Annotated in this window: 22 protein-coding genes; 6 read left to right on the top strand and 16 right to left on the bottom strand. The window is 54.6% G+C overall.

What is annotated here, in order from left to right; genetic code table 11:
- Window positions 1–66 precede the first annotated feature (66 nt).
- From KQX66_RS28755 to KQX66_RS28725, 7 genes are all read right to left on the bottom strand, one after another.
- The gene (locus tag KQX66_RS28755) at window positions 67–1,923 is read right to left on the bottom strand and encodes a hypothetical protein (RefSeq protein WP_216796297.1); all 1,857 of its coding nucleotides are present in this window, start codon (window positions 1,921–1,923) and stop codon (window positions 67–69) included.
- A complete protein-coding gene (locus tag KQX66_RS28750) occupies window positions 1,920–3,074 on the bottom strand; it encodes an ABC transporter permease (protein WP_216796295.1) in 1,155 nt (384 codons plus the stop codon). The genes KQX66_RS28755 and KQX66_RS28750 overlap by 4 nt, the downstream gene beginning before the upstream one ends.
- The gene (locus KQX66_RS28745; RefSeq protein WP_216796294.1) at window positions 3,055–4,260 is read right to left on the bottom strand and encodes an HlyD family secretion protein; all 1,206 of its coding nucleotides are present in this window, start codon (window positions 4,258–4,260) and stop codon (window positions 3,055–3,057) included. The genes KQX66_RS28750 and KQX66_RS28745 overlap by 20 nt, the downstream gene beginning before the upstream one ends.
- Window positions 4,261–4,294: 34 nt before the next feature.
- Window positions 4,295–4,909 carry a TetR/AcrR family transcriptional regulator gene (locus KQX66_RS28740; RefSeq protein WP_054972498.1) on the bottom strand — a complete coding sequence of 205 codons (615 nt, stop codon included), beginning with the start codon at window positions 4,907–4,909 and terminating at the stop codon, window positions 4,295–4,297.
- A gap of 230 nt (window positions 4,910–5,139) precedes the next feature.
- Complete coding sequence (locus KQX66_RS28735; protein WP_054976296.1) at window positions 5,140–5,967, bottom strand: carbohydrate ABC transporter permease; 828 nt, start codon at window positions 5,965–5,967, stop codon at window positions 5,140–5,142.
- 1 nt (window position 5,968) lies between these two features.
- Window positions 5,969–6,853, bottom strand: a complete 885-nt coding sequence (locus KQX66_RS28730; RefSeq protein WP_216796292.1) for a carbohydrate ABC transporter permease — start codon at window positions 6,851–6,853, stop codon at window positions 5,969–5,971.
- Window positions 6,854–6,914: 61 nt separating this feature from the next.
- Complete coding sequence (locus tag KQX66_RS28725) at window positions 6,915–8,291, bottom strand: extracellular solute-binding protein (protein WP_216796289.1); 1,377 nt, start codon at window positions 8,289–8,291, stop codon at window positions 6,915–6,917.
- A gap of 258 nt (window positions 8,292–8,549) precedes the next feature.
- Here KQX66_RS28725 and KQX66_RS28720 point away from each other — a divergent pair, with 258 nt between their 5' ends.
- Window positions 8,550–8,801 (top strand): YkgJ family cysteine cluster protein, encoded by a 252-nt coding sequence (locus KQX66_RS28720; protein WP_216796287.1) that lies wholly within the window; start codon window positions 8,550–8,552, stop codon window positions 8,799–8,801.
- 33 nt (window positions 8,802–8,834) lie between these two features.
- On the opposite strand, the gene KQX66_RS28715 is transcribed toward KQX66_RS28720, so the two are convergent.
- The 5 genes from KQX66_RS28715 to pdhA form a co-directional block, all read right to left on the bottom strand.
- Window positions 8,835–9,278, bottom strand: coding sequence for a hypothetical protein (locus KQX66_RS28715; RefSeq protein WP_216796285.1), 444 nt, complete (start codon window positions 9,276–9,278; stop codon window positions 8,835–8,837).
- 866 nt (window positions 9,279–10,144) lie between these two features.
- The gene (gene lpdA, locus KQX66_RS28710) at window positions 10,145–11,563 is read right to left on the bottom strand and encodes a dihydrolipoyl dehydrogenase (protein ID WP_216796283.1); all 1,419 of its coding nucleotides are present in this window, start codon (window positions 11,561–11,563) and stop codon (window positions 10,145–10,147) included.
- Between the two features lie 6 nt (window positions 11,564–11,569).
- Window positions 11,570–12,913, bottom strand: a complete 1,344-nt coding sequence (locus KQX66_RS28705; RefSeq protein ID WP_216796280.1) for a dihydrolipoamide acetyltransferase family protein — start codon at window positions 12,911–12,913, stop codon at window positions 11,570–11,572.
- Between the two features lie 34 nt (window positions 12,914–12,947).
- Complete coding sequence (locus KQX66_RS28700; protein WP_025850255.1) at window positions 12,948–13,928, bottom strand: alpha-ketoacid dehydrogenase subunit beta; 981 nt, start codon at window positions 13,926–13,928, stop codon at window positions 12,948–12,950.
- A gap of 19 nt (window positions 13,929–13,947) precedes the next feature.
- Complete coding sequence (pdhA, locus tag KQX66_RS28695; RefSeq protein WP_216796278.1) at window positions 13,948–15,018, bottom strand: pyruvate dehydrogenase (acetyl-transferring) E1 component subunit alpha; 1,071 nt, start codon at window positions 15,016–15,018, stop codon at window positions 13,948–13,950.
- A gap of 216 nt (window positions 15,019–15,234) precedes the next feature.
- Between pdhA and KQX66_RS28690 the strand changes: the two genes are divergently transcribed.
- Window positions 15,235–15,963 carry an alpha/beta hydrolase gene (locus KQX66_RS28690; RefSeq protein ID WP_216796276.1) on the top strand — a complete coding sequence of 243 codons (729 nt, stop codon included), beginning with the start codon at window positions 15,235–15,237 and terminating at the stop codon, window positions 15,961–15,963.
- 19 nt (window positions 15,964–15,982) lie between these two features.
- Here KQX66_RS28690 and KQX66_RS28685 read toward each other — a convergent pair whose 3' ends face one another.
- Window positions 15,983–16,855, bottom strand: a complete 873-nt coding sequence (locus KQX66_RS28685) for a lipoate--protein ligase family protein (protein ID WP_216796274.1) — start codon at window positions 16,853–16,855, stop codon at window positions 15,983–15,985.
- A gap of 235 nt (window positions 16,856–17,090) precedes the next feature.
- Here KQX66_RS28685 and KQX66_RS28680 point away from each other — a divergent pair, with 235 nt between their 5' ends.
- Complete coding sequence (locus KQX66_RS28680; protein ID WP_216796272.1) at window positions 17,091–17,975, top strand: RNA polymerase sigma-70 factor; 885 nt, start codon at window positions 17,091–17,093, stop codon at window positions 17,973–17,975.
- A 91-nt stretch (window positions 17,976–18,066) separates the two neighbouring features.
- On the opposite strand, the gene KQX66_RS28675 is transcribed toward KQX66_RS28680, so the two are convergent.
- From KQX66_RS28675 to KQX66_RS28665, 3 genes are all read right to left on the bottom strand, one after another.
- On the bottom strand, window positions 18,067–18,606 hold the full coding sequence (locus tag KQX66_RS28675; protein ID WP_216796270.1) for a GDYXXLXY domain-containing protein: 540 nt from the start codon (window positions 18,604–18,606) through the stop codon (window positions 18,067–18,069).
- Complete coding sequence (locus KQX66_RS28670) at window positions 18,599–19,828, bottom strand: DUF2157 domain-containing protein (RefSeq protein ID WP_216796268.1); 1,230 nt, start codon at window positions 19,826–19,828, stop codon at window positions 18,599–18,601. Before KQX66_RS28670 ends, KQX66_RS28675 begins: the two co-directional genes overlap by 8 nt.
- Before the next feature lie 238 nt (window positions 19,829–20,066).
- Window positions 20,067–21,473: a HEAT repeat domain-containing protein gene (locus KQX66_RS28665; protein ID WP_216796266.1), complete on the bottom strand. Its 1,407-nt coding sequence runs from the start codon at window positions 21,471–21,473 to the stop codon at window positions 20,067–20,069.
- A gap of 245 nt (window positions 21,474–21,718) precedes the next feature.
- On the opposite strand from KQX66_RS28665, the gene KQX66_RS28660 reads away from it, so the two are divergent.
- From KQX66_RS28660 to KQX66_RS28650, 3 genes are all read left to right on the top strand, one after another.
- Entirely contained in the window at window positions 21,719–22,108 is a 390-nt protein-coding gene (locus KQX66_RS28660; RefSeq protein WP_438804215.1) for a metallophosphoesterase family protein, read from the top strand.
- A 132-nt stretch (window positions 22,109–22,240) separates the two neighbouring features.
- Window positions 22,241–23,158, top strand: coding sequence for an NAD-dependent epimerase/dehydratase family protein (locus KQX66_RS28655; RefSeq protein ID WP_216796264.1), 918 nt, complete (start codon window positions 22,241–22,243; stop codon window positions 23,156–23,158).
- Between the two features lie 66 nt (window positions 23,159–23,224).
- Entirely contained in the window at window positions 23,225–24,502 is a 1,278-nt protein-coding gene (locus tag KQX66_RS28650; protein ID WP_253957497.1) for an ATP-binding protein, read from the top strand.
- Window positions 24,503–24,538: the final 36 nt, after the last annotated feature.

Below are 24,538 nucleotides of genomic sequence, written 5' to 3'. Positions count from 1 at the left end.
ATCATTATAAAAAAAGCAGGCCCTCGCTGAGAGAACCTGCTGCTTTCGGAATGCGCAAACGCCGTCCTATTGCTTCAAAACGCCGACAAGCCGCTTCGCTTCGCCCGTCGGGGTCGTGATCACTTCGTAAATATTGATATCCAGCGGATACTCGTGCTCTTCGGTACGCAGAGTATCGAACTGAATAAACTGTACGCCGCTGATCAACCGGTTGACGCCGCTGAACGGCAGCGACTTGGTCGACAATATTCTGCCCGTCTTATCTACCAGCTCCAACTGCATTTTGGACGAATTCGGATCGACGACGACATGCTCGTTGCGGGCAATGTCCATATCGAGCTTCATACGATACGTATAGCTGATTGGCGTGTTCGGAGAAAGCGCCGAAGGTACGTTATACCGTGCGTTCAGCGTCCAGTCGTTGAGCTTCACCTTGAACGGATAGAACGACATATTTGCCAGATCCAGCTTCGTTTCCTGCATTGCCACACGATACGCCCCGATCGCTGTCGAGGCTGGTGCCGCCGTCTTCGCATCCGTGAACTTCAGAACGTATTGCTCGTCCTGATTCTCGGTCGGCATGTTGAACGCATAGCTGACGGCATAGCTCGTTTGCGGCATAATTTCCGTTATCGTCCCCGCTTGCCGATTGCCGGAATACGTCATGCCCTGCGACGTAATCAGCTTCGTCTGGAACGTCGGCACCGGAACCGGCAAATCGCTGTTATTCGTGAGCAGCAGCTTCGCAATCACGGTCTGATAGCCTTCGCCGTCGTTTTCATGACGATGGAACTCGACCATCGACACCGACAGGTGCGGATCGATCGTATCGGACAAGCTGTCGAAGGCAAAAGGCTGGCCCAGTTCGTAAGGCTTGGCCGCATTGAATTCCGTCGTGCTGCTCGTGACCGGCAGCGCCACCTGATAACGTCCCACGCTGTAGGAAACCTGGCTTGGCTGGCCCTTGGGATCAAGCTGGCGGAACGTTTCCGGAGTCAGTACGTTGAAGCTCGTGAGCACGGTATCTTTATCGGTCGGGATGGCAAAATGGATGTACCGCTGCTCCTTCGGTTCAAGCACCAGCGGCGACGCCTCGACCCGTTTCCCCGGGAAGACGGTTTTATCGGTCCTGCCGTTTCCATTCGACTTGCCGTCTAAGGAAAAATCAGGAACAGCCTCTTTAGTCGCGGACGGATTCTCCACGCGCATTTTCACCGTCGTTACCGGGCCTTGCGGCGTATTGTCCCGGTTCACCGAAACCGGCGTGTAAACGAGCGGCGATTCCAGCGCCGGACTTAACGTAAAGGAGCGCTCCCACGGCAGCACCGATGAAGCGGAATTCGCGAAGCCCGACAGCGGTCCGGTCCATTCCTGCCCTTTCACGGGCACTGCAAGCTGCACGCTCTCCTTCTTCGGATACGAGTACCAATCAACAGCATACCAGACCAGCTCAGTCAGCTCCGAAGGATCACGGCGGTCCACCTTGACCAGAAAGTTCAATTCCTCGGTCGTGCCCGGGCGGATGGCATGGGCGTTAAACACGCTCGCTTGCATCGGATATTCGTAGCCGTCGGCGGTTTTAACGCGCAGCTCCAGATCCGGAATTTTCGCCACCTTGGCGTCCGAGCTCCGAACCCGCACGACCGCCGCGATGCGTGTGCCTTCGCTTGTCGTTTCGTTCAGCAAGCTCTTGATTTCGACCTGCAGCTTATCCGTAAGCGCATAGCTTTGCAGCTGCGGCGTTCCGGCGATCGTGCCGGATGCTTGGCCGCCCGAAGCCGCCTTCGACGCGTCCGCCGTTACCGCGGCTTCCGGCGTGGCCGAAGCCGCCATGGCAGACGGAATGGACGCCGTGCCAAGCAGGGAAGCCGTCAAAACGACGGACAGTGCTGTTTTTTTCCATTGGTGGTTCGAATTCGTCATGCTGCAACCTCTCCCACTGTTGAATTTACTTTAACCCGGCGCGTCTCCCATATCGTCAGCAAACCGACGGCAAGCGACATCACGCCGATCATCACTACAAATACACCGAGTTCCCTTGCGAAATATTCAAGCGCTCCGCCGCGGTAGCCGATGCCCCGAATGAATTTGAACAGCCAGGTCAACGGCAGCATGTTGCTGACCGCTTGAATCGGCCCGGGGAAAATTATCGTGGCCACCTGCACACCGGACAGCATGAAGGACGGGTACACAATCGCATAGGTACGGAGCGCCACCTTCGACGGGTCCGCCGCCGTCCAACCGACGACCATGCCCATCAGCGTGACCGTCAGCGTGTAGAGCAGCAGCGGAACCAGAAATTCCAGCGGGTTCCCGACAAACCTCAGCCCGCCAAGCTGCTTCAGAAGTCCGAAGGCCAGCATCAAGCTGATGCAGGAGATCACCGCGTACGGCAGCACGCGCGACCATAGCCCGATCGGCGAACGAAGCGCCTCCTCCAGCCGTCCCTCCACCCGCAGGCGAGGGACGATGGATGCCCCGGCGATGGCGGTAATCCCCAGAGCCACCACATTGACGAAGCCGATGACCATAAAGCCTATAAAATCGGAGGTCGGGTTAAACAGCAGCCGCTGCTGCAGCGAGAGCGGGGAAGCAATCCCCATCGCCGCATCGTCGCCGAGCCCCATCACCTTCAGCTTGCCTACGGACAGCGTCGTATTCTCGATCGTAATCAGCTCCTGCATACCGGAACGTATGTTCCCAATAGCCGACGGCATCGAGTTGTCGATGAGCAAACCTATATTAATTTGCTTCCCTTGGAAACGGTACTGCTCCATTCCCCGCGGCAAATACATGACGACCATATATTTTTCATTGGCCATCAGCTTTTCCGGCGGGATCGCCTCGTGGAACACGTCCACGACGTTGAGATATTGGGACGCGTTCACTTTGTCGATAAACTGCTGGCTGTATAAGCTATTGTCTTCATCGACGACCGCCATCGGCGCTTCGTTGATTTGACCGTTCTTGAACATGTAGCCGAACAGCGCCGCCACGATTAGCGGAGCGATCAGAATCGCCAGGACGAATTTGCCGGATAGCGCGTATTTCGTTTCATCGAGCAGGGATTTCATCGACACGCACCTCCGCTGTCATGCCCGGCAGCAGCTTGTCGGTCCGCTCTACGTAGACACGCACTTGGAACGAGTTCAAATCTGCGGTGCCTTTCTCCCGGCTCATCCGAAGCGCAGCGAATTGCGGCGCGGCCGTAACAAACTGGACTTTGCCCTCCACCTTGTCCGCCAGTGCGGCAAAATGCGTCGGAACAACGGAACCGGCCTGGAACTTGCCGACTTGGCGCTCGTCGACATACAAGTCGTAATAGAGCTTGCCCGTTTCCAATACGACGACCGGCATCCCGGAGCCGACATTCTCGCCCGTCTTCGGCATGATTCTGACCACTTTGCCGTCACTCGGGGCGCGCAGCGTGAAGCGGTCCTTCTGCACCTTCAGCGATTCCATCAAAATGTTCAACTGCTCCAGTTGCTTGTTCAGCGCCTCGATGCCGATCCGCTGATTCGCGATATCGCCCTCGGCGAGCTGATGCTGCTCGACGACTGCCTTGGCGCGGTCCGCTTGCAGCGCCGCCAGCTTGCGTTCTTTATCCGTCGCACCGGCGAGCATTTTATCCAGCACGGCCTGCTGCTGATTTCTCGCATTCTCCAGCGTCGTTACCTGGCTGCGCGCATTCTCGACCGCGTCGCGGTGATCCTTGTACGAATACGGATTATTATCGTACGTCTCCTCCGTATTAAGCAGCTGGTTGTACAGCTTGAGCGCATGCGTGTAGGCTTCCTCCGAAGCCGCGACGGCAAGCTTCTGCCGTTCGATATCTTCGCTTCTCGCGCCGTCCGCCACCTGCGCCTCCTGCGTCTCCGCCTGCGACAAGCCGAGCTGCGCCTGCTTCACCGCATTGTCCAGCTTGCTTTGGGCGACCTGGATGCCGTCTTCCGCCTGCTTGATCTTTAAGGTCGTAACCTCCACATCGGCCTGCGCTTTGCGAAGCTGCAGGTCGATATCCGTCGGATCAAGCGTCATCAGCACGTCGCCCTTGCGCACCGCCTGCTCCTCTTTGATCGGCAGATCGATGATTTTGCCGCCGACGCCTTGAAACGAAACATTCACCTGCTCCGCCGTCAGAATGCTTCCTTTATTGGAAGAAGCCAGCGTTACCGCATCCTTGCCCTGTGCCGCGAGCATCCAGCCTCCTCCGCTGAGCGCTAATGCCAATACGACGATCGCCGCCACTTGTTTCTTCATTTCCTCCGTTCCCCTCTCCCGATGCTTCTCTTCTCTATATCTTGCTTTTGATTCCGTTCAAAATGAATTTGGTTGTCAGTTCGACAACCATTTTTTCGGTCTCAGCCGCCGTAGGCTGGTTCGATTCGTTCTCGTCCTGAAATACGGGGTCCAGAAACGGGCTGCTGCGCGAAAATACGAGCGTACCTACGATAAAATGCACCGTATGGCGGGTCGAATCAAACTCAAACTGCCCCTTGGCTTTGCCTGCTTCAAGAATGAGGCGCAGTTGTCGCCACAGTACGTGGATGATCGACTGAAGCTTCTCCAGCCGCGGGCTCTCCATCATGACCTCCTGTTGAAGGATATTGATCAGCTCCGGCTCCGCCAAGCGGAAGAGCGCAAACTCACGGACGAACGCTTGCAAATCTTGCGCAGGATCTTCGAGGTCGTACTCCGCTGCCAGGAACGCCGGGGCGAACGTTTCGAACAGTGCGTAGAACACGTTTTCCTTGCCGCCGAAATGATAAGACACCAGAGCGAGCGCCACTCCCGCTTCGTCGCAAATCTGCCGTACCGTCGTGCCTTCGAAGCCTTTTTTTGCGAACAGCTTCTTGGCGGCGTTCAATATTTTCAGCTTGACGTCTTTTCCCTGCGCTTCCGGTTTCATGAAGACCTCCCTTTCGATTTGAACACGAATTTGAACGTTTGTTTTGAACATTTGTTCAAGCGATCTCTGATTGGTATTTTATACTGGATAATCTAACCTGTCAATAGAAAACTAACCATTTTTTTTGCCAGCTTCAGGCATCCGCTATTTCGGATGAACGCAAAGAAGCCCGTGCCGAATGCGGCCGGAGCTTCGAAGCTTGACGCAGCGAAGGCGGGCAGAAGGGGCGATTACCCCTTTACGCTACCCGCCGTGACGCCCTCAATAATTTGTTTTTGCAAAAAGGTGAAGATGATAATGATCGGGATGACGCTGATACTGATCGAAGCGCACAGGGCGCCATAGTTCATGTTGAATTTGTCCGCAAACCCGACGACCGCCACTGGCAGCGTCCGGAGCGTCTGTGTAGACAGGAATAGGTTCGCCATGACGTATTCGTTCCAATGGCCGAGGAAGTTAATGATAAACACTGTAACGAGCGTCGGCAGCGACAGCGGGAACACAACTCGGAACAGCAAACCGTAAGCGGACAGCCCGTCCATGATGCCGGCCTCTTCAAGCTCGGTAGGAATAGCTTTCATGAAAGCCGCTACGACAAAGACGGTTAACGGGATCCCAAACGCCATATACGGAATAATGAGCGCCAAAGGGGTGTTGTACAGCCCCATGTCCTTCACCATAATATACAGCGGAATCAGCAGCGAAGCGGGAGGAATGAGCAGCGAGAGCAGCAGCAGACCGTACACCAGCTTGCTGATCGACGGAAACCGCATTCTCGTGACCGCGAAGGCGATCCCCATGGCAAGCAGCAAGGACCCGACCGTAGCGATGGTAGCGATATAAAGGCTGTTAATAAAATACGTGCCCAAATGTGAATTCGTCAGCGCACTCTCATAGTGCGAAAAGGAAAACTCCGAAGGCAAGCCCCATGGATTCGTGATGATCTCGTTATTTTTCTTTAAAGACGAGATCACAATGAAGTAAATCGGGTAAACGACGATAAGCACATACGGAATCAGGACGAGATGAGGAATACTTTTGGCCAACGCTTTCTTCATGTCAGTATTTAACCTCCTCTACCCTGCGTGAGAACAGATGGAAAATGAGCGTGACAACAGACGTAAACACAAAAATGATAATCGCAATGGCATTGGCGTAACCGTATTCGCCGGCCGAGTACGCCTGCTTGTACATATACGTGGCCATGACTTCCGAACTGCCGAAAGGTCCGCCGCTGGTCATAATCAATACGATATCCAGCGCCTTCATCGCGCCCGTGATCGACAGCAGCATGACGACGACAATGACCGATCGAATGAGCGGCACGGTGATGTGCCACGCCTTTTTGAAGCCGACGGCGCCGTCGATTTCCGCCGCCTCCAGCACTTCCGAAGGAATCGCGAAGATGGCCGCGAGCACCAGAACGATATAAAATCCGGTCCACTGCCAAGCGTTCGCTACGAGCACCGCAGTCATAGCTGTATCCGGGTTTCCTAACCACGGCTTGGCCACATCGGCGAACCCGGTAGCGCGGAGAAGCTGATTGAGCAGCCCGGCATCCGGTTGGTATATGAATTGCCATATAATCCCAACGGCGGCCGTCGACAGCACGCTCGGCAAAAATACCGATACTTTATAAAGTCCCAACATTTTTTTCGCCCTGCTGATGATAATGCCGACCGCGATAATGATCGGAACTTGAATAATAAGCGAAAACCCGACAAAATAAACGTTATTTTTAAATCCGATCCAAAACTTTTCGTCTTGGAGCGCTTTAAGGAAGTTATCGATTCCGTTGAACACCGGTTCGTTAATCCCGTTCCAGCTTGTGACGGAATATCTTAAGGACGAGAACAGCGGGACGATATAAAACGTCACATACAAAACCAGGGCCGGGACGACAAAAATCAAGTAGGCCACCGGATTCCTCAGCACCTTATTCATGGATCACCCTCCGATAGCAAAATGCGGGCGCCGCGCGATGGCGGCACCCTCGTTTAGCTGTTTATTTTTTTTCGCCGTCGGCTTTATTCGCTTCTTCCTGCGTTTTTTGCATGCGTTCGGCTACTTTCTCCGGTGCGATTTGTCCGCCTAGCAGCTCTTGCATCGAAGTTTCAAGCGTTACCTTCACTTTCGGCTGAACCAAAGCGTCGAACGCCGGGAATGCGCCTTTGGACGACCCTTGAGCGTCGCTGATTTCTTTAACCAGCGGATGCGCGTCATTCGAGCCTTTAACGTTTTTCATGGCCGGAATCCGGTTCGCTTTGTTGAGCTGATCGGCTTGATTTTCAACCGTGTAGAAGTTTTTGATGAACGTTTTCACGGCTTTCAGTTCATTGTCGTTCAGGTGAGCGGAGAAGCCGTAGCCGTTACTCCAGCCGCCGTTGATGTAGCCGTCGCCTTTGCCGCCCACATCCGGGAGACGGAAGAAGCCGACATTGTCTTTCACGGTCGATTTTTCTTTGTCAAGCACTGCGGAAGTCGCCCATGTGCCGTCAAACAGCATAGCGGCCTGGCCTGTGTAAAACTTCGCCTGACCTTCGGCATATTTCAGCCCCAACACGTTAGGATCGATATAGCCTTTTTCCTTCAATTCCTTCATCCGCTTGAACGCTTCTACAACCGGAGCGTCAGTCCACTTGGTTTTGCCCGGTTTGAAGCCTTCCTGCAGCTCGGTACCGCCTAAGCCGACAAACAAGCTGTTGCCCAGCATGTTGATGGCCCAAGCGCTTTCCGGACCGCCGCCCAATGCGATCGGCGTAATCTTTTTCGCTTTCAAAGCTTCGCATACTTTGAGGAACTCTTCCCAGTTTTTCGGAACCTGTACGCCGGCGTCCTGGAACATTTTCTTGTTGTAGTAGAACCCTTCCACATAACCCGATTCCGGCAGACCGTAGATTTTGCCGTCTACCGTAAATTCACTGAGGTTGTAGAATTGGTCCGACAAGCCAAGCTCTTTAAGAATATCGTTCAACGGGAGCAAATGGCCTGCTTTGGCATAGTTCTGGGTATCCGCACCGCCGAATAAGTTGAAAATATGCGGCGGCTTACCGGAGGACATTTCCGCTTTCAGCTTCACATCGCGGTTGACGGTATCTTCGACGCCGTCGAGGTTCAGCTTGAGTCCCGGAACTTCCTGCTCCGTTTTCGCCGTCACCTTTTGCAGCAGCTCGAGCGTCGATTTTGCCGTGTCCCGGACGTTGATGTGGCGCACCGTCATTTGGAACGAGCCGGCTTTCGCCTCCGTACCGGCTGTCGACTTGCCGGCCTCCGCGCCTTTGTCTTTGTCGTTATTCGCAGCCGGCGTAGAGCTGCCGCAGCCAGCCAGTACGGTGGTCAGCAAGAGCGCTGCGCTTGCGGAACAAAGTACACTTTTCTTCATCTGGGAATCCCCCTATGTCCATATTTGTATCGGTGACCTTCACCTTGCTTTTATTATAAAATCGCGCCATGACGCGTCACAGGTATACATTTCAACTTTGGTGGGATAAAATTATCTACTTCATTATATTTTCCATTTTTAATAGTGTCTTCCTGACATGAAAAGGGACAGCCCGCAGGCTGCCCGATAATCGGAAAGGATATGGTATAATAAGAGGATTAGTCGTAAGAGCACAAAAAAGAATAGGAGGTAAGACCTATGGAGTGCCGGATCGGATGCGCCGCTTGCTGCATCGTCATATCGATTTCTTCCCCCATTCCGGGCATGCCGGAAGGCAAGCCTGCCGGGGTCCGCTGCGTCCAGCTCACGGCGGATAACCGCTGCGGATTGTTCGGGAGTCCGGAACGCCCGGCCATATGCGGCAGCCTGCGGGCCTCGGAGGAAATGTGCGGCCATTCGAACGAAGAGGCCTTTGCGTATTTAGAAGCTCTGGAGCGGGCGACAAGCTGAGGCTGGGACGGCCCGTTTCCAATGCTCCATTATTCACGGTTCATTCGGCACTCTTAAATAACCGTCGCCATAGCATTCCATCGCATGATCCGTTTCGCATTCAAACTTAAGAGAATACCAGTCCGTTCTGGTTGCAGTATAGTATCCCCCAGCGCCTTTTTCCGGAGGCACAACGACTTCGGATTTGACGACACCGTCATTGAGACTCATGAGAGAAACAGTCGTACTATAAACGTTTTCATAGATGCTTACGTAGCTATAAGTAATTACCATTCCTTCCTTGACATAAATGTCTCTGGTTTGTGACCCTCCATAGCCTGGGGGAAGGAATGCCCCTTGACATGAATAGAACTCGTCGCTGCAATCGTACGTAACGCGAGCAAAAGCTTCCCTCGTGCCAAAGCCTGTGGAAAGCGCAAGAATGATAAGCACTACGATTATTTTTTGAACCGCTTTTTCTTTGAACGCCAGATTCATTTCATCCACCGTCCTCTCGAATTATTAAATTTTTAGAACGCTGCATCGGCTAAGGGAGCGTTCTTTCATCTCGTTAGATACAATTTGTATCAAAAATAACAGACTAAGCCGCTTAGCAAGGCGACATCCTATTATTTCGATGTGCGTAAGTAACCTGAGCCGTCACAATCGCCTCCATAATAACATTGTATCGTAAGATAATAATAGTCCGATCTTGGCGCAATCAGTTCTCCTCCGGCTTCGCCCCCTATAGGAACATTCACAGAAGCAACTTGTCGTTGCTGACCCCGGTCGTCATATGAAACTAAAATTTCCGTGTATGAACTGTCATACCTATTTTTCGTTCTGAGATCCATGTAATGGTATGACATGACCTTCCCTTCGGAAATATAGAGTCTAACAGTGTGCGCTAGCTGTGCAAGTTCAGGCACAAGATCGGCTGCTTGACAGTCATAAAGGTTATCGCTGCAATCCCAATACGTCTGATAGGGCGAGGCCAAAGCTTCCCTCGTGCCCATGCCCGTGAAACAAACCGCACTTAGAAGTATGGCAATTATTTTGTTTAACCCTTGCCCTTGAAAGCCAAAGCTCATTTCAAAACTCCCTCCTCTTAAATTGGAAACCGTTAAACTGCATATGTTGTATCGGAAACGGACGGCGCCTTGTCCGTGTTCCTTCGTTCCGCAAATACAAATTGAAAATTATGGTTTTATAGTTTAATACTACCTTTTAATACTTATAAGTAAATATGCCTCTGGGAGTAGGCTTTTAGTTTCAAATCAATCGTCGGAAATCATTTTGAAATAAAAAAACCAAGGCGACGCAGCTCTAAAGCCGGTATCGCCTCGGTTTTTGGTTATGTGGATTTATTTTTTTGCCAGCTGGTGAATCGGATGGCCGAGCGCGCCTTCGGCGGCGTCCATCGTGATTTCGCCAAGCGTCGGATGCGCGTGAATCGTCATCGCAATGTCTTCAAGCGTAGCGCCCATCTCGATGCCGAGCGTCAGCTCCGCGATCAGGTTGGATGCTTCCGCGCCGACCACCTGCGCCCCGATCAAAAGGCCGGTGTCTTTGTCGCCGACAAGCTTCACAAAGCCGTCCGTGACGTTCATCGATTGCGCGCGGCCGTTCGCCCCGTAAGGGAACTTGCCGGTGAACACATTGATGCCTTTGGCTTTCGCCTCGGTTTCGCTGAGGCCTACGCCGGCGATTTCCGGATCGGAGAAGACGACGGCCGGAATGACTTTGTAGTCCACAACGCTCGGCAGTCCGGCAATGGATTCTGCCGCCACTTTCGCCTCATACGAAGCTTTGTGAGCGAGCGCCATGCCCGGTACGATGTCGCCAATCGCGTAGATATGCGGAACGTTCGTCTGGCATTTTTCGTTGACCGGGATCAAGCCGCGTTCGCCGACCTGTACGCCTGCAAGCTCCAGCGACAAGTCGCCGTCGGTATTTGGACGGCGGCCGACGGTAACCAGCACGTAGTCCGCGGTGATTTTATGCTCTTCGCCTTTAACGGTGTAGGTTACCGTTACGTCCTTGTCCGTTTGCTCGCAGCCTTGGGCCATCGCTTCGGTAACTACTTCGACGCCGAGCTTTTTCAGGTTGCGCGCCACCGGCTGCGACAGTTCTTTTTCGAAGCCCGGCAGGATCGAGTCGGAGCCTTCCAGCACCGTCACTTTCGCGCCGAACTTGGCGTACGTTTGTCCCAGCTCGATACCGATGTAGCCGCCGCCGATGACGACAAGGCTCTTCGGCAGTTCACTAAGCGACAGCGCTTCGGTCGACGACAGAATGCGTCCGCCGTACGGGAATGCCTTCAGCTCGATCGGACGGGAGCCGGTCGCAATAATGCAGTGGTTGAAACGATAGCGTGCCGTTTCGTTATCGTTGAAGACGCGCGCTTCATGCTCGTTGATGAACAGCGCCTCGCCGTTAAAGATTTGAAGTTTGTTCCCTTTCAACAGCATCCCTACGCCGCCGCTTTGCTTCTTGACGATGCCGTCTTTCCACTCTTGGATCTTCGCCCAATCGACGGTCACATTATCCGCCGAAATCCCGATCGACGTGGCATGCTTAATCACTTCGTAATGGTGCGCCGCAGAAATCAGCGCCTTGGACGGTATGCAGCCACGGTTCAGGCACACGCCTCCAAGCTCGGATTTGTCCACGATCAGCACGCTTTTGCCGAGCTGAGCTGCGCGGATACCGGCTACATAACCGCCGGGGCCGGCTCCGATGACCAGAACGTCAATTTCAACCGATGCGTCTCCTACTACCATCTTGGATTACACCTCCATGACAAGCAGTTCCGGATCGGCCAGCAGCTGCTTGATATAGTTCATAAAGTTTTGAGCCGTAGCGCCATCGATAATGCGGTGGTCGAAGCTGAGCGACAGCGCCATGACCGGAGCGATGACGATTTCGCCGTTTTTGACGACCGGCTTCTCGCTGATGCGGCCCGTTCCGAGGATCGCCACTTCAGGGAAGTTGATGATCGGCGTAAAGAACATGCCGCCGGCGGAGCCGATGTTCGTAATCGTGATTGTGGAGCCTTTCAGCTCGCTCGGACCGAGCTTGCCTTCGCGGCCGCGCACCGCAAGATCCTTGATCGCGCCGGCAATGGTCCAAATATTTTTGCGGTCCGCGTCCTGGATAACCGGTACGATCAAGCCGTTGTCCGTATCCGTCGCGATGCCGACATGGTAGTACTTTTTGTAGACGATTTCCTGCTTCTCTTCGTCGATCATGGCGTTCATCGCCGGGAATTGACGGGCCGCCGCCACCAATGCCTTCACGATGAAAGGCAGGTAGGTCAGCTTGACGCCCTTCTTCTCGGCAACCGGCTTCGCTTTTTCGCGCAGCGCGACGAGACGGGTCACGTCGACTTCATCCATCAGGGTCACGTGCGGAGCGGTATAAGCGCTCTTGACCATCGCATTCGCGATCGCCTTGCGAATGCCTTTCAGCGGTACGCGCTCTTCCTCGCGGTCGCCGCTGACAGGCGCTGCTGCCGGAGCCGCTGCCGCCGGCGCTTCAGCCGCTTTCGGCGCGGCGCCCGGTGTGAAGCCGAGCACGTCCTCGCGAGTCACGCGTCCGTTTTTGCCTGTCGCGGGTACCTCCGCGATGTTGACACCCTTCTCGCGCGCCAGCTTGCGCACGCTTGGCGTCGCGAGCACTTCGCGCTCGCCGCCTGCCGCTTGGGCACCGCCGGCCATCGGCGTATCCAGCTTCGAGGCGTTCACGTTCGCCGCTACGGCGCCGCCAACCGCGCATTCTGCGTCTGCGCCGCCTTGCGCAGCCGAAGCTTCCGCTTGCGCTGCCGCCGGAGTCGCCGCCTGTGCAGCGCTCGGCGCTTCGCCGTGGCCATGGGCCTGCTGCGGCACCTCGCCGGTCACTTCGATGACGGCGATCACGTCGCCGATCGTACATACCGTACCTTCGGAGACCTTGAGCTCGATGATTTTCCCTTCTACCGGAGAAGGTACTTCCACCGTCGATTTATCGTTTTGAACGTCCATCAGGATCGTTTCGTCATTTACCGTATCGCCGGGTTTTACGTGCCATTTCACGATCTCGCCTTCGTGGATGCCCTCGCCCAGCTCGGGAAAGCGGTATTCAAAGTTTGCCATCGGTCGCTCACCGTCCTTGCGTCTTAGTAAAATATTAGAAATCCAATACTTGATTCAGGCCTTTAACGATACGAGCCGGATTCGGAAGCCATTGATCCTCGACTTGCGCAAAAGGATACACCGTATCCGGAGGCGCTACGCGCAGCACCGGCGCTTCGAGATGCAGAATCGCCTTCTCGTTGATTTGCGCGATCACTTCCGCAGCGATACCTGCGGTTTTTTGCGCTTCCTGCACGACGATCGCACGGTTCGTTTTCTTGATCGACTCGACGATGGTGTCGATGTCCAGCGGCATCAGCGTACGCAGGTCGATCACTTCGACTTTCGCGCCGCGCGTTTTTTCGATCTCCTCGGCCGCTTTGAGCGAAGTGTGCACCATGGCGCCGTAAGTAATGATCGTGACATCCGATCCTTCGCGAACGACGTTCGCCTTGCCGATCGGTACCGTATATTCGCCTTCCGGCACTTCCGCGCGGAACGAGCGGTACAAGTTCAGATGCTCCATGAAGAACACGGGATCGTTGTCGCGGATCGCCGAAATGAGCAGCCCTTTTGCATCGTAAGGGTTGGACGGCACAACAACTTTAATACCCGGCGTTTGCACCATCAGCCCTTCCAGCGGGTCGGTGTGCAGCTCCGCCGCTTTAACGCCGCCGCCAAAAGGCGTACGGATCGTAATCGGCGCGTTGTAACGGCCGCCGGAACGGTAGCGCATGCGCGCAGCTTGTACGGCGATTTGGTCGAACGCTTCAAAAATAAAGCCGACAAACTGGATTTCCATGATCGGACGGAAGCCTTGAATCGCCATCCCGACCGCCATCCCGCCAATCGCGGATTCCGCAAGCGGCGTATCGAATACGCGGTTTTCCCCGAATTCGGCCTGCAGACCTTCCGTTGCGCGGAATACGCCGCCGACCTTACCTACGTCTTCCCCGAATATGACCACGTTCGGATCGCGCTGAAGCTCGACTCGCATCGCGTCCTTGATCGCTTGAATCATTGTCATTTGAGCCATGGCTGAAAGTTCCTCCCCTTTACGCTAAGTAATCCGCTTTTTGCTCTTCCAAATGCTGCGGCGTCGTTTCGAACATGCTGTCGATCAAGCCCGGCACCGTCATTTTTTCCGTTTCTTCGGCCTTCTTGATCTGCTCAGCGACGGTGTTTTTCGCATCCTCGACGACTTTGGCTTCTTCCTCTTCGGACCACAAGCCTTTGGAAACGAGGTACGCGCGGAAGCGGTTCAGCGGATCCCTAAGCTCCCATTCAGCCGTTTCTTCTTTCGTGCGGTATTTGGACGGGTCGTCCCCGGACATGGAGTGCGGCAGGAAACGATAAGTTATCGCCTCGATGAGCGTCGCGCCTTCACCCTTGCGGCCGCGCTCTGCTGCGTCTTGAACGGCTTTCACAACCGCGAGCACGTCCATCCCGTCTACTTGTACGCCTTCGATACCGGCAGCAACCGCCTTGTGCGCTACAGAAAGCGCAGCCGTTTGCTTGGAGAACGGCGTCGTAATGGCGTAGCCGTTATTTTGCACCATGAAAATCGACGGCAGCTTGAACGCCCCCGCGAAGTTCATTGCTTCGTAGAAATCGCCCTCGGACGATCCGCCGTCACCGGTGTACGTAATGGAAACGCGTTTTTCCCCACGCTGTTTGAACGCCATCGCCACGCCCATTGCATGCAAATATTGCGCGCCGATGATGATTTGCGGCATAAGAACGTGTACGTCTTGCGGAATTTGTCCGCCGTGCTGATGTCCGCGCGAATAAAGGAACGCTTGGTACATCGGCAGACCGTGCCATACGATTTGCGGCATGTCGCGGTAGCCCGGGCAGATGAAATCGTCTTTGTTCAGCGCGAATTCGCTGCCGACCATCGTTGCTTCCTGGCCGGAAACCGGCGCATAAAATCCGAGGCGTCCTTGACGCGTTAAATTGACAGCGCGCTGGTCCCACGTGCGCGTGAACACCATGCGGCGCATTAATTCTTTCAATTGGTCATCCGTCAGGTTCGGCATAGCTTCGGGATTCGTAACGGTACCGTCGGTGCCCAGAACGGACAACGGCTGTACTTCCTGTACGCCTACAACATAAGGCTTGCTCATTTCCATATTCACCTCAGCGATAGATTTTGAAGGGATGTCGAAATTGGGGTGTTTCTGTTATAGTATTATTATAAACCTGTTTTAGTGAATTGCACAAGAACATACTTGTAAAATATGATTTCTTTTCGATTAGACGTATATAACAGTTTATAAAAAATAATAATACAGATTAATAAAATCCATAAAACTATTATAATACAATGGGAGGTTTGTCACATGGACGACAGCTTGTACTACAAGCGCACCATCGTAAAAGAAACCGTATTTTCCAGCGCGCTCGGGCAGGAAAGATCCTTGCGCGTTTACCTTCCGCCAGGCTACAACGAGCTGTTGTCGTATCCTGTTATCTATTGCCAGGACGGCGAAGATTTTTTTAATTTCGGCCGAATTGCTACAACGATGAACCGGCTTATTTTCGATGATAATGTAGAGCCTGCCATCATCGTCGGCGTAGACGTGGACAAAACGGTCCGCACTTCCGAGTACGCGCCCGAGGGAGAGCGTTTCGCCGCTTACTGCGCGTTTTTTGCCGAGGAGCTGATTCCGTTTATACAAGATCATTACCCGGTCCGCGCGGATTTGAACGAGCGGATTTTGGCCGGCGATTCCCTCGGAGGCACCGTATCGCTGCATCTTGCCTTAGATTATCGTAGCCTTTTTTGCCAAGTTATATCCTTATCCGGCGCATTTTTACAAGCGACGCAAGAGCGGATCGAAGCCGAGGACGACTTGTCGTGGCTGAAGCTGTCCATGGTTATCGGACTCGACGAAACGGAAGTGACGACGGAGCGCGGCACGTTCGATTTTGTGGAGGCGAACCGCAAAACAAAACAGCTCCTCGTCACGAGAAGCTGTTCGCTGCATTATGAAGAAAAGCCGGGAAAACACATTTGGGGCTTCTGGCAAAATGAACTGCCGGGCATGCTGAAGCGATTTTTGGCTTAAAAGTCCGTTACAGACCCTCTTATTCGCCGGACCCCTTCCCGCGAATACCGTAACGTTCGCGGAGCAGGGCCGCCATTTCCCGCACCCGGGAGGGTTCCGGAACCCACAGTCCCGCAGCCGCCCGCTCCATCCCTTCGGGGGTTTGCCGCTCGCGCACGACCCGCTTCACCGCCTCGATGAACTTGAGCGCCGCGCCGTTGCCCAAATCGGTCAGCTCTTCCAAGCTGGCCATGCTGTCGGCCGTCACCCGCGGAAAATCGATATTCTGCGCCCCGGCGGAGGCCCGCTCGTAAAACTCGCGCGCTTGCCGCGCCTTCTCCGCCCCGGCCCCCTCGGCAATAACGAACGCCTGCACGACGTACGCATGGGCTTGTCGCCGCTGGGCGATGCCGCAAAATTTGCGGCCGCCGATGCTCAGATCGTAATCTCCGGGGCAGTAGGCCCCTTCAATTTCCCCTTTGCGCACTTCGCATCCGGTCGCTTGAAGCGCCAGCCGGATCAGCTCGAACATCCGTTCGAAGTCGTCCCGGAAGTCGATTTCCCCGGCCCGGCGTTTCGGCATGATCAACGACACGTTGACGACGCCCAGATCAAGCGGCACCGCCGCCCCGCCCGAATTGCGGACCGCGACGTTGTAGCCCTGCGCTTCCAGATGCCGCGCCGCTTCCGCCGCGCCGGGCAGCCGGCTGTCGCGCAGCCCCATGACGAACGCGCGCGGGTGACGCCACAGATGGCACAGCGGCGCCCCGCCTTCACCCACTTGCTTGCACAGCAGCTCCTCCAGCGCAAACGGATACAGCACGTCCTGCTCCGTTACGTCTTGCGAACGGTCCAGCAACAGCAAATCCGAAAGCCCGTTCTTCTTCGGCTGCGTCATCTCTTGCTTGTCCATAGCGGCTAATCCGCTCCTTTCCCGATTCCGCTTCGCAGGCTCGTCTAAGCTACCCCCATTCTAAAAGCGTCCGGCGTCCGTTGCAAGTACCTCGGATTTCCCTGCCGGCGGAAAGCGATCCGTGCTACAATGAAAGGACTTGTCACAAACCGGCCCGCCGTCTCGTCTTATTTTCTTACGAGCGAACCGCGCCGAACCCGGCAGTTCGATGTTTACCGCAAAGGAGAATCCGCCAATGACACAGCTTCCGTTGGAAGACTGGTATACCGAGTATAAACCGCTGTTGTTTTCAATCGCATACCGGATGTTGGGGACGGTATCCGAAGCGGAGGACATCATCCACGATCTGTTTCTGGCCGTATCCCGCACGGACCCGGGCGCGATTCAGAACCCGAAGGCGTATTTGTGCAAATCCGTTACCCGCCGCTGCATCGATCAGCTCAAATCCGCCCGCTCCCGCAGGGAAGTGTATGTCGGCCCGTGGCTTCCCGAGCCGTTGCAAACTTCGGACAAGGAAGACCCGCTGCTGCAGGCGGCTCGAAATGACGACATTTCCTTCGCCTTCCTGCTGCTGCTGGAGCAGTTGAACCCGGTTGAACGGGCGATATTCGTCCTGCGCGAAGCGTTCGATTACGATTATAAGGAAATCGCCGACATGCTGGACAAAAGCGAAGCCGCCTGCCGGAAAACCTACAGCCGTTTGAAGCAAAAGCTGCATCCCGAGGCGGCCCTGCCCCCTCAGCCCCGCCTCCCGGAATCGGAATCGCTCGTCCGCAGCTTTTTGAAGGCGGTCAGTACGGGAGACGTGCTTCAGTTCATCCATCTGCTGACGGAGGATGCCGTCCTGCACTCCGATGGCGGAGGCAAGGTGCGCGCGGCGCTCCGGCCGATTCTCGGCGCAGACCGGATCGCTGCCTTTCTGCTCGGCATAGCGTCCAAAGGCACCGTCCTGACGCGGAGCGTCACCGTTTCGTTCAATGGTGGAGCCGGGCTGCTGGTTGACGGCTCCCGCTCCCGCATCGCCATATTATTCGAATTCGAAGGTACGCGGATCCGGACGATGTATTTTGTGAACAATCCGGAAAAGCTGAGCCATCTGCCGGAACCCTCGGAGCTTTAAATCCTTGCCTCAGCTGCAAAAAAGCAAAAAACTCGATTTCCCCTGGACAGCGGGAAGCCGAGTTTTTTTATATCATTTCATCGCCGCGGCGCTACGACCGCTCTTCGAGCCCTTCGATTTTTGCTTGACCCCACGGGGCCACTTTCATGTGCACGATCAACCGGCTGGCCTTATCCTCAAGCGATTTGCCGGTCCCCTCGGGCACGTAATATTTTTCGACTCCGTATTTGACGAAAATCTCTTCCCTCCAGCTATTGTCGATCCGGCCTTTCATCACAACCTCGCCTTCCTGCACCGCGGGCTTCGAGCCATATGCGGCCACCGGCTGGGCAATGCCGTCCGTTCCCGGCTTCAAAACCACGTAGACGGGTTGGCCTTTCTCCGGCTTCTTTGCCGTGTCCTTCCACAGCGACGGGTCAAGACGGCTGATGTCATAGCCGAGGGTAACGTAATCGCCGTACAGCAAATCGCGCGGGTCCACCGGCACCGTTCGGACGCGGATGTCTTTTCCGAACCAGCCAATCGCGTAGAAGGAAAGGGCGATTCCGATCAGCACAAGCGTCTGCAGCAGGACTACGACGACCTTAAGCAGAGAACGCCGGCTGCCGCCGGTAACAGCTTTGTCAGACATGTCCGTTCCCCTCCTTCGTATCGTCGAAAAACCGTTTTTTCCGCCGGTTCAGGAACCAGCTGAGGCCAATCAGGATACAGCCTCCGAGAATGAAAAACAGCGATTTGTCCATAAAATCCCAGGTCAGCTTGCCGTAAGCCACCATCGTGCTGCAGATGAACAGAACCGTCCCAAAGTTGATCTTGAACCGCCATTCCTCCGCATAGCCGCGCCACAGCACGTACAGCGAGAAGAAAAAGAGCGCAAGCAGATACAGAACGTCGACGCCGGAAGGCAGGTAAACGAACGGTGCGAGCAAAATCCACTCGAAGGCGCTGGAGGCCCGGCCGTTTCGCAGCTTGCCGGCCAGCGAGATGGCAAAAAGAAGGAGGAGCGCCCCGAAGTAATAGAGCGGTTGGGCAAGTAGCCAGCCGTCATCGACAGCCCCTCTTTCATGTCCGATCATCACCATGGCGATCGCGAAAATAAAGGCTGCGGCAAGCGGAGCCGTCTGCAGCGCATAGCCCCCGTGACGCTCGTCCTTCAGCCAATCGCCGAGGACGTAGAGCGCCATGGCCGGAATAAACATCCAGAGGAACGGTACGTCCGCGGCGATCGCCCACATCAGCGCCTGCACCGTTACGCTGAAGCTGAAGCACCAGATCAGCAGCGGATGACGCCATTTCCAGCCGTACAATCCGAGACCGGCAACCAGAAGCGCGAATGCGGTATAGCTGAAGGAACCGAATTCCGCCACGCCGTACCATTGGGCGATATCAAAGAGAAGCAGGCTTAGCAAATACAAGTAACGGCTGCGGTATATAAAGGTCGCGACCATTCCCGCGCACGCCCACAAAATAAACGTTCCCGCGTTGTAAGCGACCAAGTGAAACATCTGGCCGATCAACACGATGCCTCCACCGAAGCTGACAACCCCGAGGCTGATCAGCGCGATGCCCAGCTTATCGTGACCGCGACGCAGCGCCAGCTCGCCTCCGGCGTAAAAACCGATCATCAGCAGCACGATCATGGCAAGGCGGACAAGCTGCGGGATATCCTGCCAGTTGGCTGCTATAAAACTGAGAATGCCCAGTCCGACCAAAATGCTTCCGAGGATCGGCAGCAGGCCGACGGCATGCTGTTTCGTTTCGTACATGCTTAGAAGCTGATCTGCCTGCTCGCGGGTAACGATGCCCCGCTCCACCCAAATCGGGGTTTCTTTCTCCAACCACTTTCGGCTCATCGGAATGCACCCCTTGTTTGCGTAAAATCTTGTGCGAGTGTTGATACCTCAAGTATATCCCGTCCAAGAGGAAAAGGAAGTACTAACTTCCGCTAGTACTGCGAACGTTCGTTCCCACAAACACATGCACAAAACTCTAGCGGATCGTATGCTTCTTTACCCGGTCGGCCGGTCCATAAACCTAATAAACCTCGTCCCGCATTCACGGGACGAGGTCGGATCGAACAAGCCATTAAGGTTAAAAGGTGCTCTGCGGCGTAGTTGTCGGACACCAGCGGGAACTGAGCAGGAAACGGATCAACACCTCCTTGGCCGCGTCGGTGCCGATGTAATGCAGCGCTTCGGCGGCATGCGCCCGAACGTATCGGTTGTCATCGTCCAGCGCCTGTTCAAGCTGCGGCACCGCGGCTTCCCCGGCCGACCCGACGCGGCACAAGGCCAAGCCGGCCATGAAGCGGACTTGAACGTCCTCATCCTGAAGGCAGCGGATCAAGGCGGAGACAACCTGATCCGCAGGCGCGCCGATCATCCCGAGCGTCTCGGCGACCGTCTGCCGCACCGGTGCGGACGGATGATCGAGCAGCTTGACCAGCGACGGTACGGCTTGTGCCGCCAAGTGCCTCAATTCGCCGAGCGCATAGGCCGCATGGACGACCGTCTCATCCCGTTCGCTTCCCAACGCTTGTTCGAGCGGCACGACCGCTTCGGCCCCGGCAACCGCCAAGCCGTAAGCTGCCGTGCGGGAAACCTTCACATGCTCGTGAAGCAGACCGCGCATCAATGCTTTTATCCCCTCATGGCTCATGCCTGCAAGCTCATACGCGGCGTTCAAAGCGTTTGGCTCGTACGGATCTTCCAGCTTTGTCGCTATCTCTTGAACAACCCCCGCTCCCGAAGCGAGAGTGCCTGCCAAGCTCCCCAACTGGCCGGATAACCAATTCCACGTTTCTTTCCACATCGCATCATGCTTCACAATCGGCCTACTGAACGATGCCGGCTGCTTCCATTCGGTTTCCCGGCAATTCCAGCTCGGCGCTTGCGGCGCTTCCGTCCGCATGAACTCGAATTTGAGCATATACCTGTGCCGTCCGAGAAGATTCGGGGTCGACCTGTGCCAGATGTCATAATGGATCAGCGCAAAAGTCCCCGCTTTGCCGCTTGCTACCGCCTCGCCTTCCGGATTGTCCGCTTCGAAGGTCCGGCTCTCGTAATTTTGCGTGCCCGGCATGATGCCTGTCGGTCCGAGCTCTACGGGCGTGTCTTGGGGAAAATACATGATCATCGCCCACCACGGATGATGATTGCGCATTCTTTTGTAGCCCCAATAGCTGTCTTTATGCCAGCCCCCGGCCACGGGAGAAGCATTATAATGTCCGTGGCGGTGCGCATGCAGCATATAATTCGGCCCGAGCACGCTTGTCAGCGCTCCCGTAACGATCGGGTGATCGAATACTTTCTGCAGTTCTCGAATGCGCGGCAGCAGATTGTTTCCCAGGTTCCCCTCATGGGCGTACACGTGATTCAACTGATCCGTCAGTGCAAGGTGAAACGATTCGGGGAAATCCGTTTGCAAGATCAGGAAACCTTCGGTAATAAACGTTCTCATTTGCTCATCGGTTAACAAAACAGGGGTTGGACGGCTCATTCCTTTTTCCTCCCGGGAAGTGAAGTATGACGATGCCCTCATTATAGAGAAGAAGCCGGGCCGCGCACATGCAGGAAGGTAATTCGAATTTGCACAAAAATAAGGATTTTTCCGACGCCAATTCCATTCCTTACGCATATTTTATTTTTACAAACGGTCCGATATAATGGTAGAATAGCTATTTTGAACCACACACCGGAGGGAAACATGTTCAGACAACAATTTGTCAAGCGCATGCTCGCTCGGTGCGATGGAAAAAAAAACTGCATCTGGCGCTGAAGGACATCAGCTCGTTCGAATCCGATGTGGATGCGATCATGCTCGGCGGCGATTTGACCGATTTCGGCCGAACGATCGAATACAAAAGATTGAAGGCGATCATGGACGCTTACAAGCTCCCTCCGGTTTACGCCAATATGGGGAATCACGATTATTATGACATTTGCCTGACGTCCGAGGGCGCCTTTTCTACGGAAACGATGCCAAACGGCAAGACTGATGCCATGTCCAGAGAGCGGTTCCCGAAGTTTTTCGGCTACGAGAAACCTTATTTCGATGTGTGGGCTAATGACGTTCATTTGATTTTGCTGTCGACCGTTCCTGGATCGACTCTGCCGTTTGGACGGTGCCGCTGAAAGGTGCAGCTCCGGCCGAAGCCTAGCTTACGCAATATTTGCAAGATCGTTCTTCATGGAGAACGTCTGTCTTCCACCTGATTGATCGCAGCACATCAAATGAACAAAATTAAATTGATGGAGGTTTTTTACATGAATATTTTGGTAACCGGCGGTGCAGGATTTATTGCATCTCACATTGTAGATGCATTGATAGAAGCAGGCCATCGTGTTTACGTGATCGATAATTTGTCTACCGGAAACCGGGAGCATCTAAATGAACAAGCGTCTTACTACGAAGTAGATATTCTGGGCGAACAGATCGCCGAAATTTTTGCCGAAACGAAACCCGAGATCGTCATTCATCACGCTGCGCAAATCGATGTGCAAACCTCCATTCAAAATCCGATGTTTGACGCAAAAGTCAACATATTGGGAACGATTGCCCTGCTTGAACAGTGCCGTAATCATGGCGTTCGTAAGATCATTTACGCTTCGTCGGCTGCGGTTTACGGAACTCCGGAATATTTGGGCGTAGACGAGCGACACCCGCTGCGGCCATTATCCTTCTACGGTATCTCGAAGCATACACCGGAGCATTACATTGAAGCGTTCTCTCATCTGTATGATTTGGATTACACCATTCTGCGTTATGCAAATGTCTATGGCATCCGGCAGGATCCAAAAGGCGAAGGCGGCGTCGTATCCATTTTTGTGGACAAGCTGCTTCGGGGCGAGCAGCCGATCATTTTCGGTGACGGTGAACAGACCCGCGACTTCATCTACGTTAAAGACATCGTCTCTGCGAATATGGCCGCTTTGGAAAAAGGCAGCCGCGGCTTGTTCAATGTAAGCTGTAACGAGCAAACATCGGTTAAAGAGCTTTTACAGCTTATGAGTGAGCTGTGCGGGGCAACATTTGCGCCGGAATACAGGGCTCCGCGACCTGGCGACATCGTACATAGCCGATTGGACAACACAGCTGCCGCACAGTTGCTTGACTGGCAGCCGCGTTATTCGCTTCGCGACGGACTGAAAGAGACATGTGACTACTATCGCAAACTGTATTAAATCCTTGCCAGATTAGGACCGGAGAGGCTTCTCAAAACACGCTGCCAAAAGGTGATAACATTGAACTTGCTCCACCAATTGCTGTTAAACATGCTTATCGTGATTACGCCGGTCATGCTGTATCATCTGTTTTGGATTGACCGTCTGCAGCATGTGAACGTGCGCACGAACCAGATCATCGTTACCGTCATCTGCACGGTCGCCTCTTTGGTCAGCATGATGCATCCGTTCGAGCTCTCCCCCGGATATTTGTTCGATTTCCGCTTGATTCCGCTCGCCTTATGCTTTTTTTATGCCGGACCCTTGCCGGCGCTAGGCGTAGCCGCCATTATTATGGCCTACCATTGGAAGTCGGGACGGTACGGTCTTCATACGCTGCCGATTTCCCTCGGCTTCAATCTCATCCTGCTGTGGTACTGCAAACGCCGGATCGCCGATGCGGCCCGGCTGCTCAGTACCGCGACAGCAGCAGGGCTGGGATTCGCTTTATCATTGATTACGGCATTTGTCGCCTTGTTCTCGCTATGGCAGGAGCACATTCCAGTTACCGGATATTTTTTCCTGTTTTTTGCTTCATTCAGCCTTATCCATTCGTTTACCGCCGGACTTGTCGTCTATATCATCAGGCAGATCAAGCGAAATATCGAATTGCGCAAGCAGGTGCAGCATAACGACAAAATGAATATGCTGAGCGAGCTGGCAGCCTCCTTTGCCCACGAAATCCGCAATCCGATGACGGTCGCCCGCGGGTTCGTGCAAATGATGCGTCAAAACGACTTGGCGGAAGACAAACGGCAAATTTACAGCCAGATGGTCTTGGAAGAAGTCGATAAAGCGCAAGCGATCATTAACGATTACTTGTCCTTTGCCAAGCCCCAGCTGGAAGAGATCGAGCTGGTGGACGCCAAGCCGCTTATTTTGCAGGCGGTCCAAACGCTGCAGTCGTACGCCGACCTTCGGGGCGTATCGGTGGAAACGCAGCTGCAGGACAAGCTGATGATCAGCGCCAATCCGGATAAGTTCTCGCAGTGCATCATGCATTTGTGCAAAAACGGCATTGAAGCGATGCCCGGCGGAGGCAAGCTGCAAATCGTCGGCGTGTTGCAAAATCAGACGGTGTGCATCGACATTATCGATCAAGGGATCGGCATGACGCAGGATGAAGTCGGACGGCTCGGCACGCCGTTCTATTCCACCCGCGGCAAAGGGACCGGCCTTGGCATGATGGTCACCTACCGGGCCATTCAAAACATTCACGGCCGAATCGACGTGACGAGCGAAGTAGGCAAAGGCACCTGCTTCTCGATTTTGATTCCTTCGCTGCACTCCTCTACCTATCATTAACCTCAATGAACAAAAGGCTGAGTCTTCGCCGTACAT

It is taken from the genome of Paenibacillus oleatilyticus (assembly GCF_018998565.1).
GTDB lineage: Bacteria > Bacillota > Bacilli > Paenibacillales > NBRC-103111 > Paenibacillus_G > Paenibacillus_G oleatilyticus.
The sequence above is the reverse complement of the archived record's forward strand: the minus strand, read 5'-3'. Positions and strand labels throughout refer to the sequence as shown.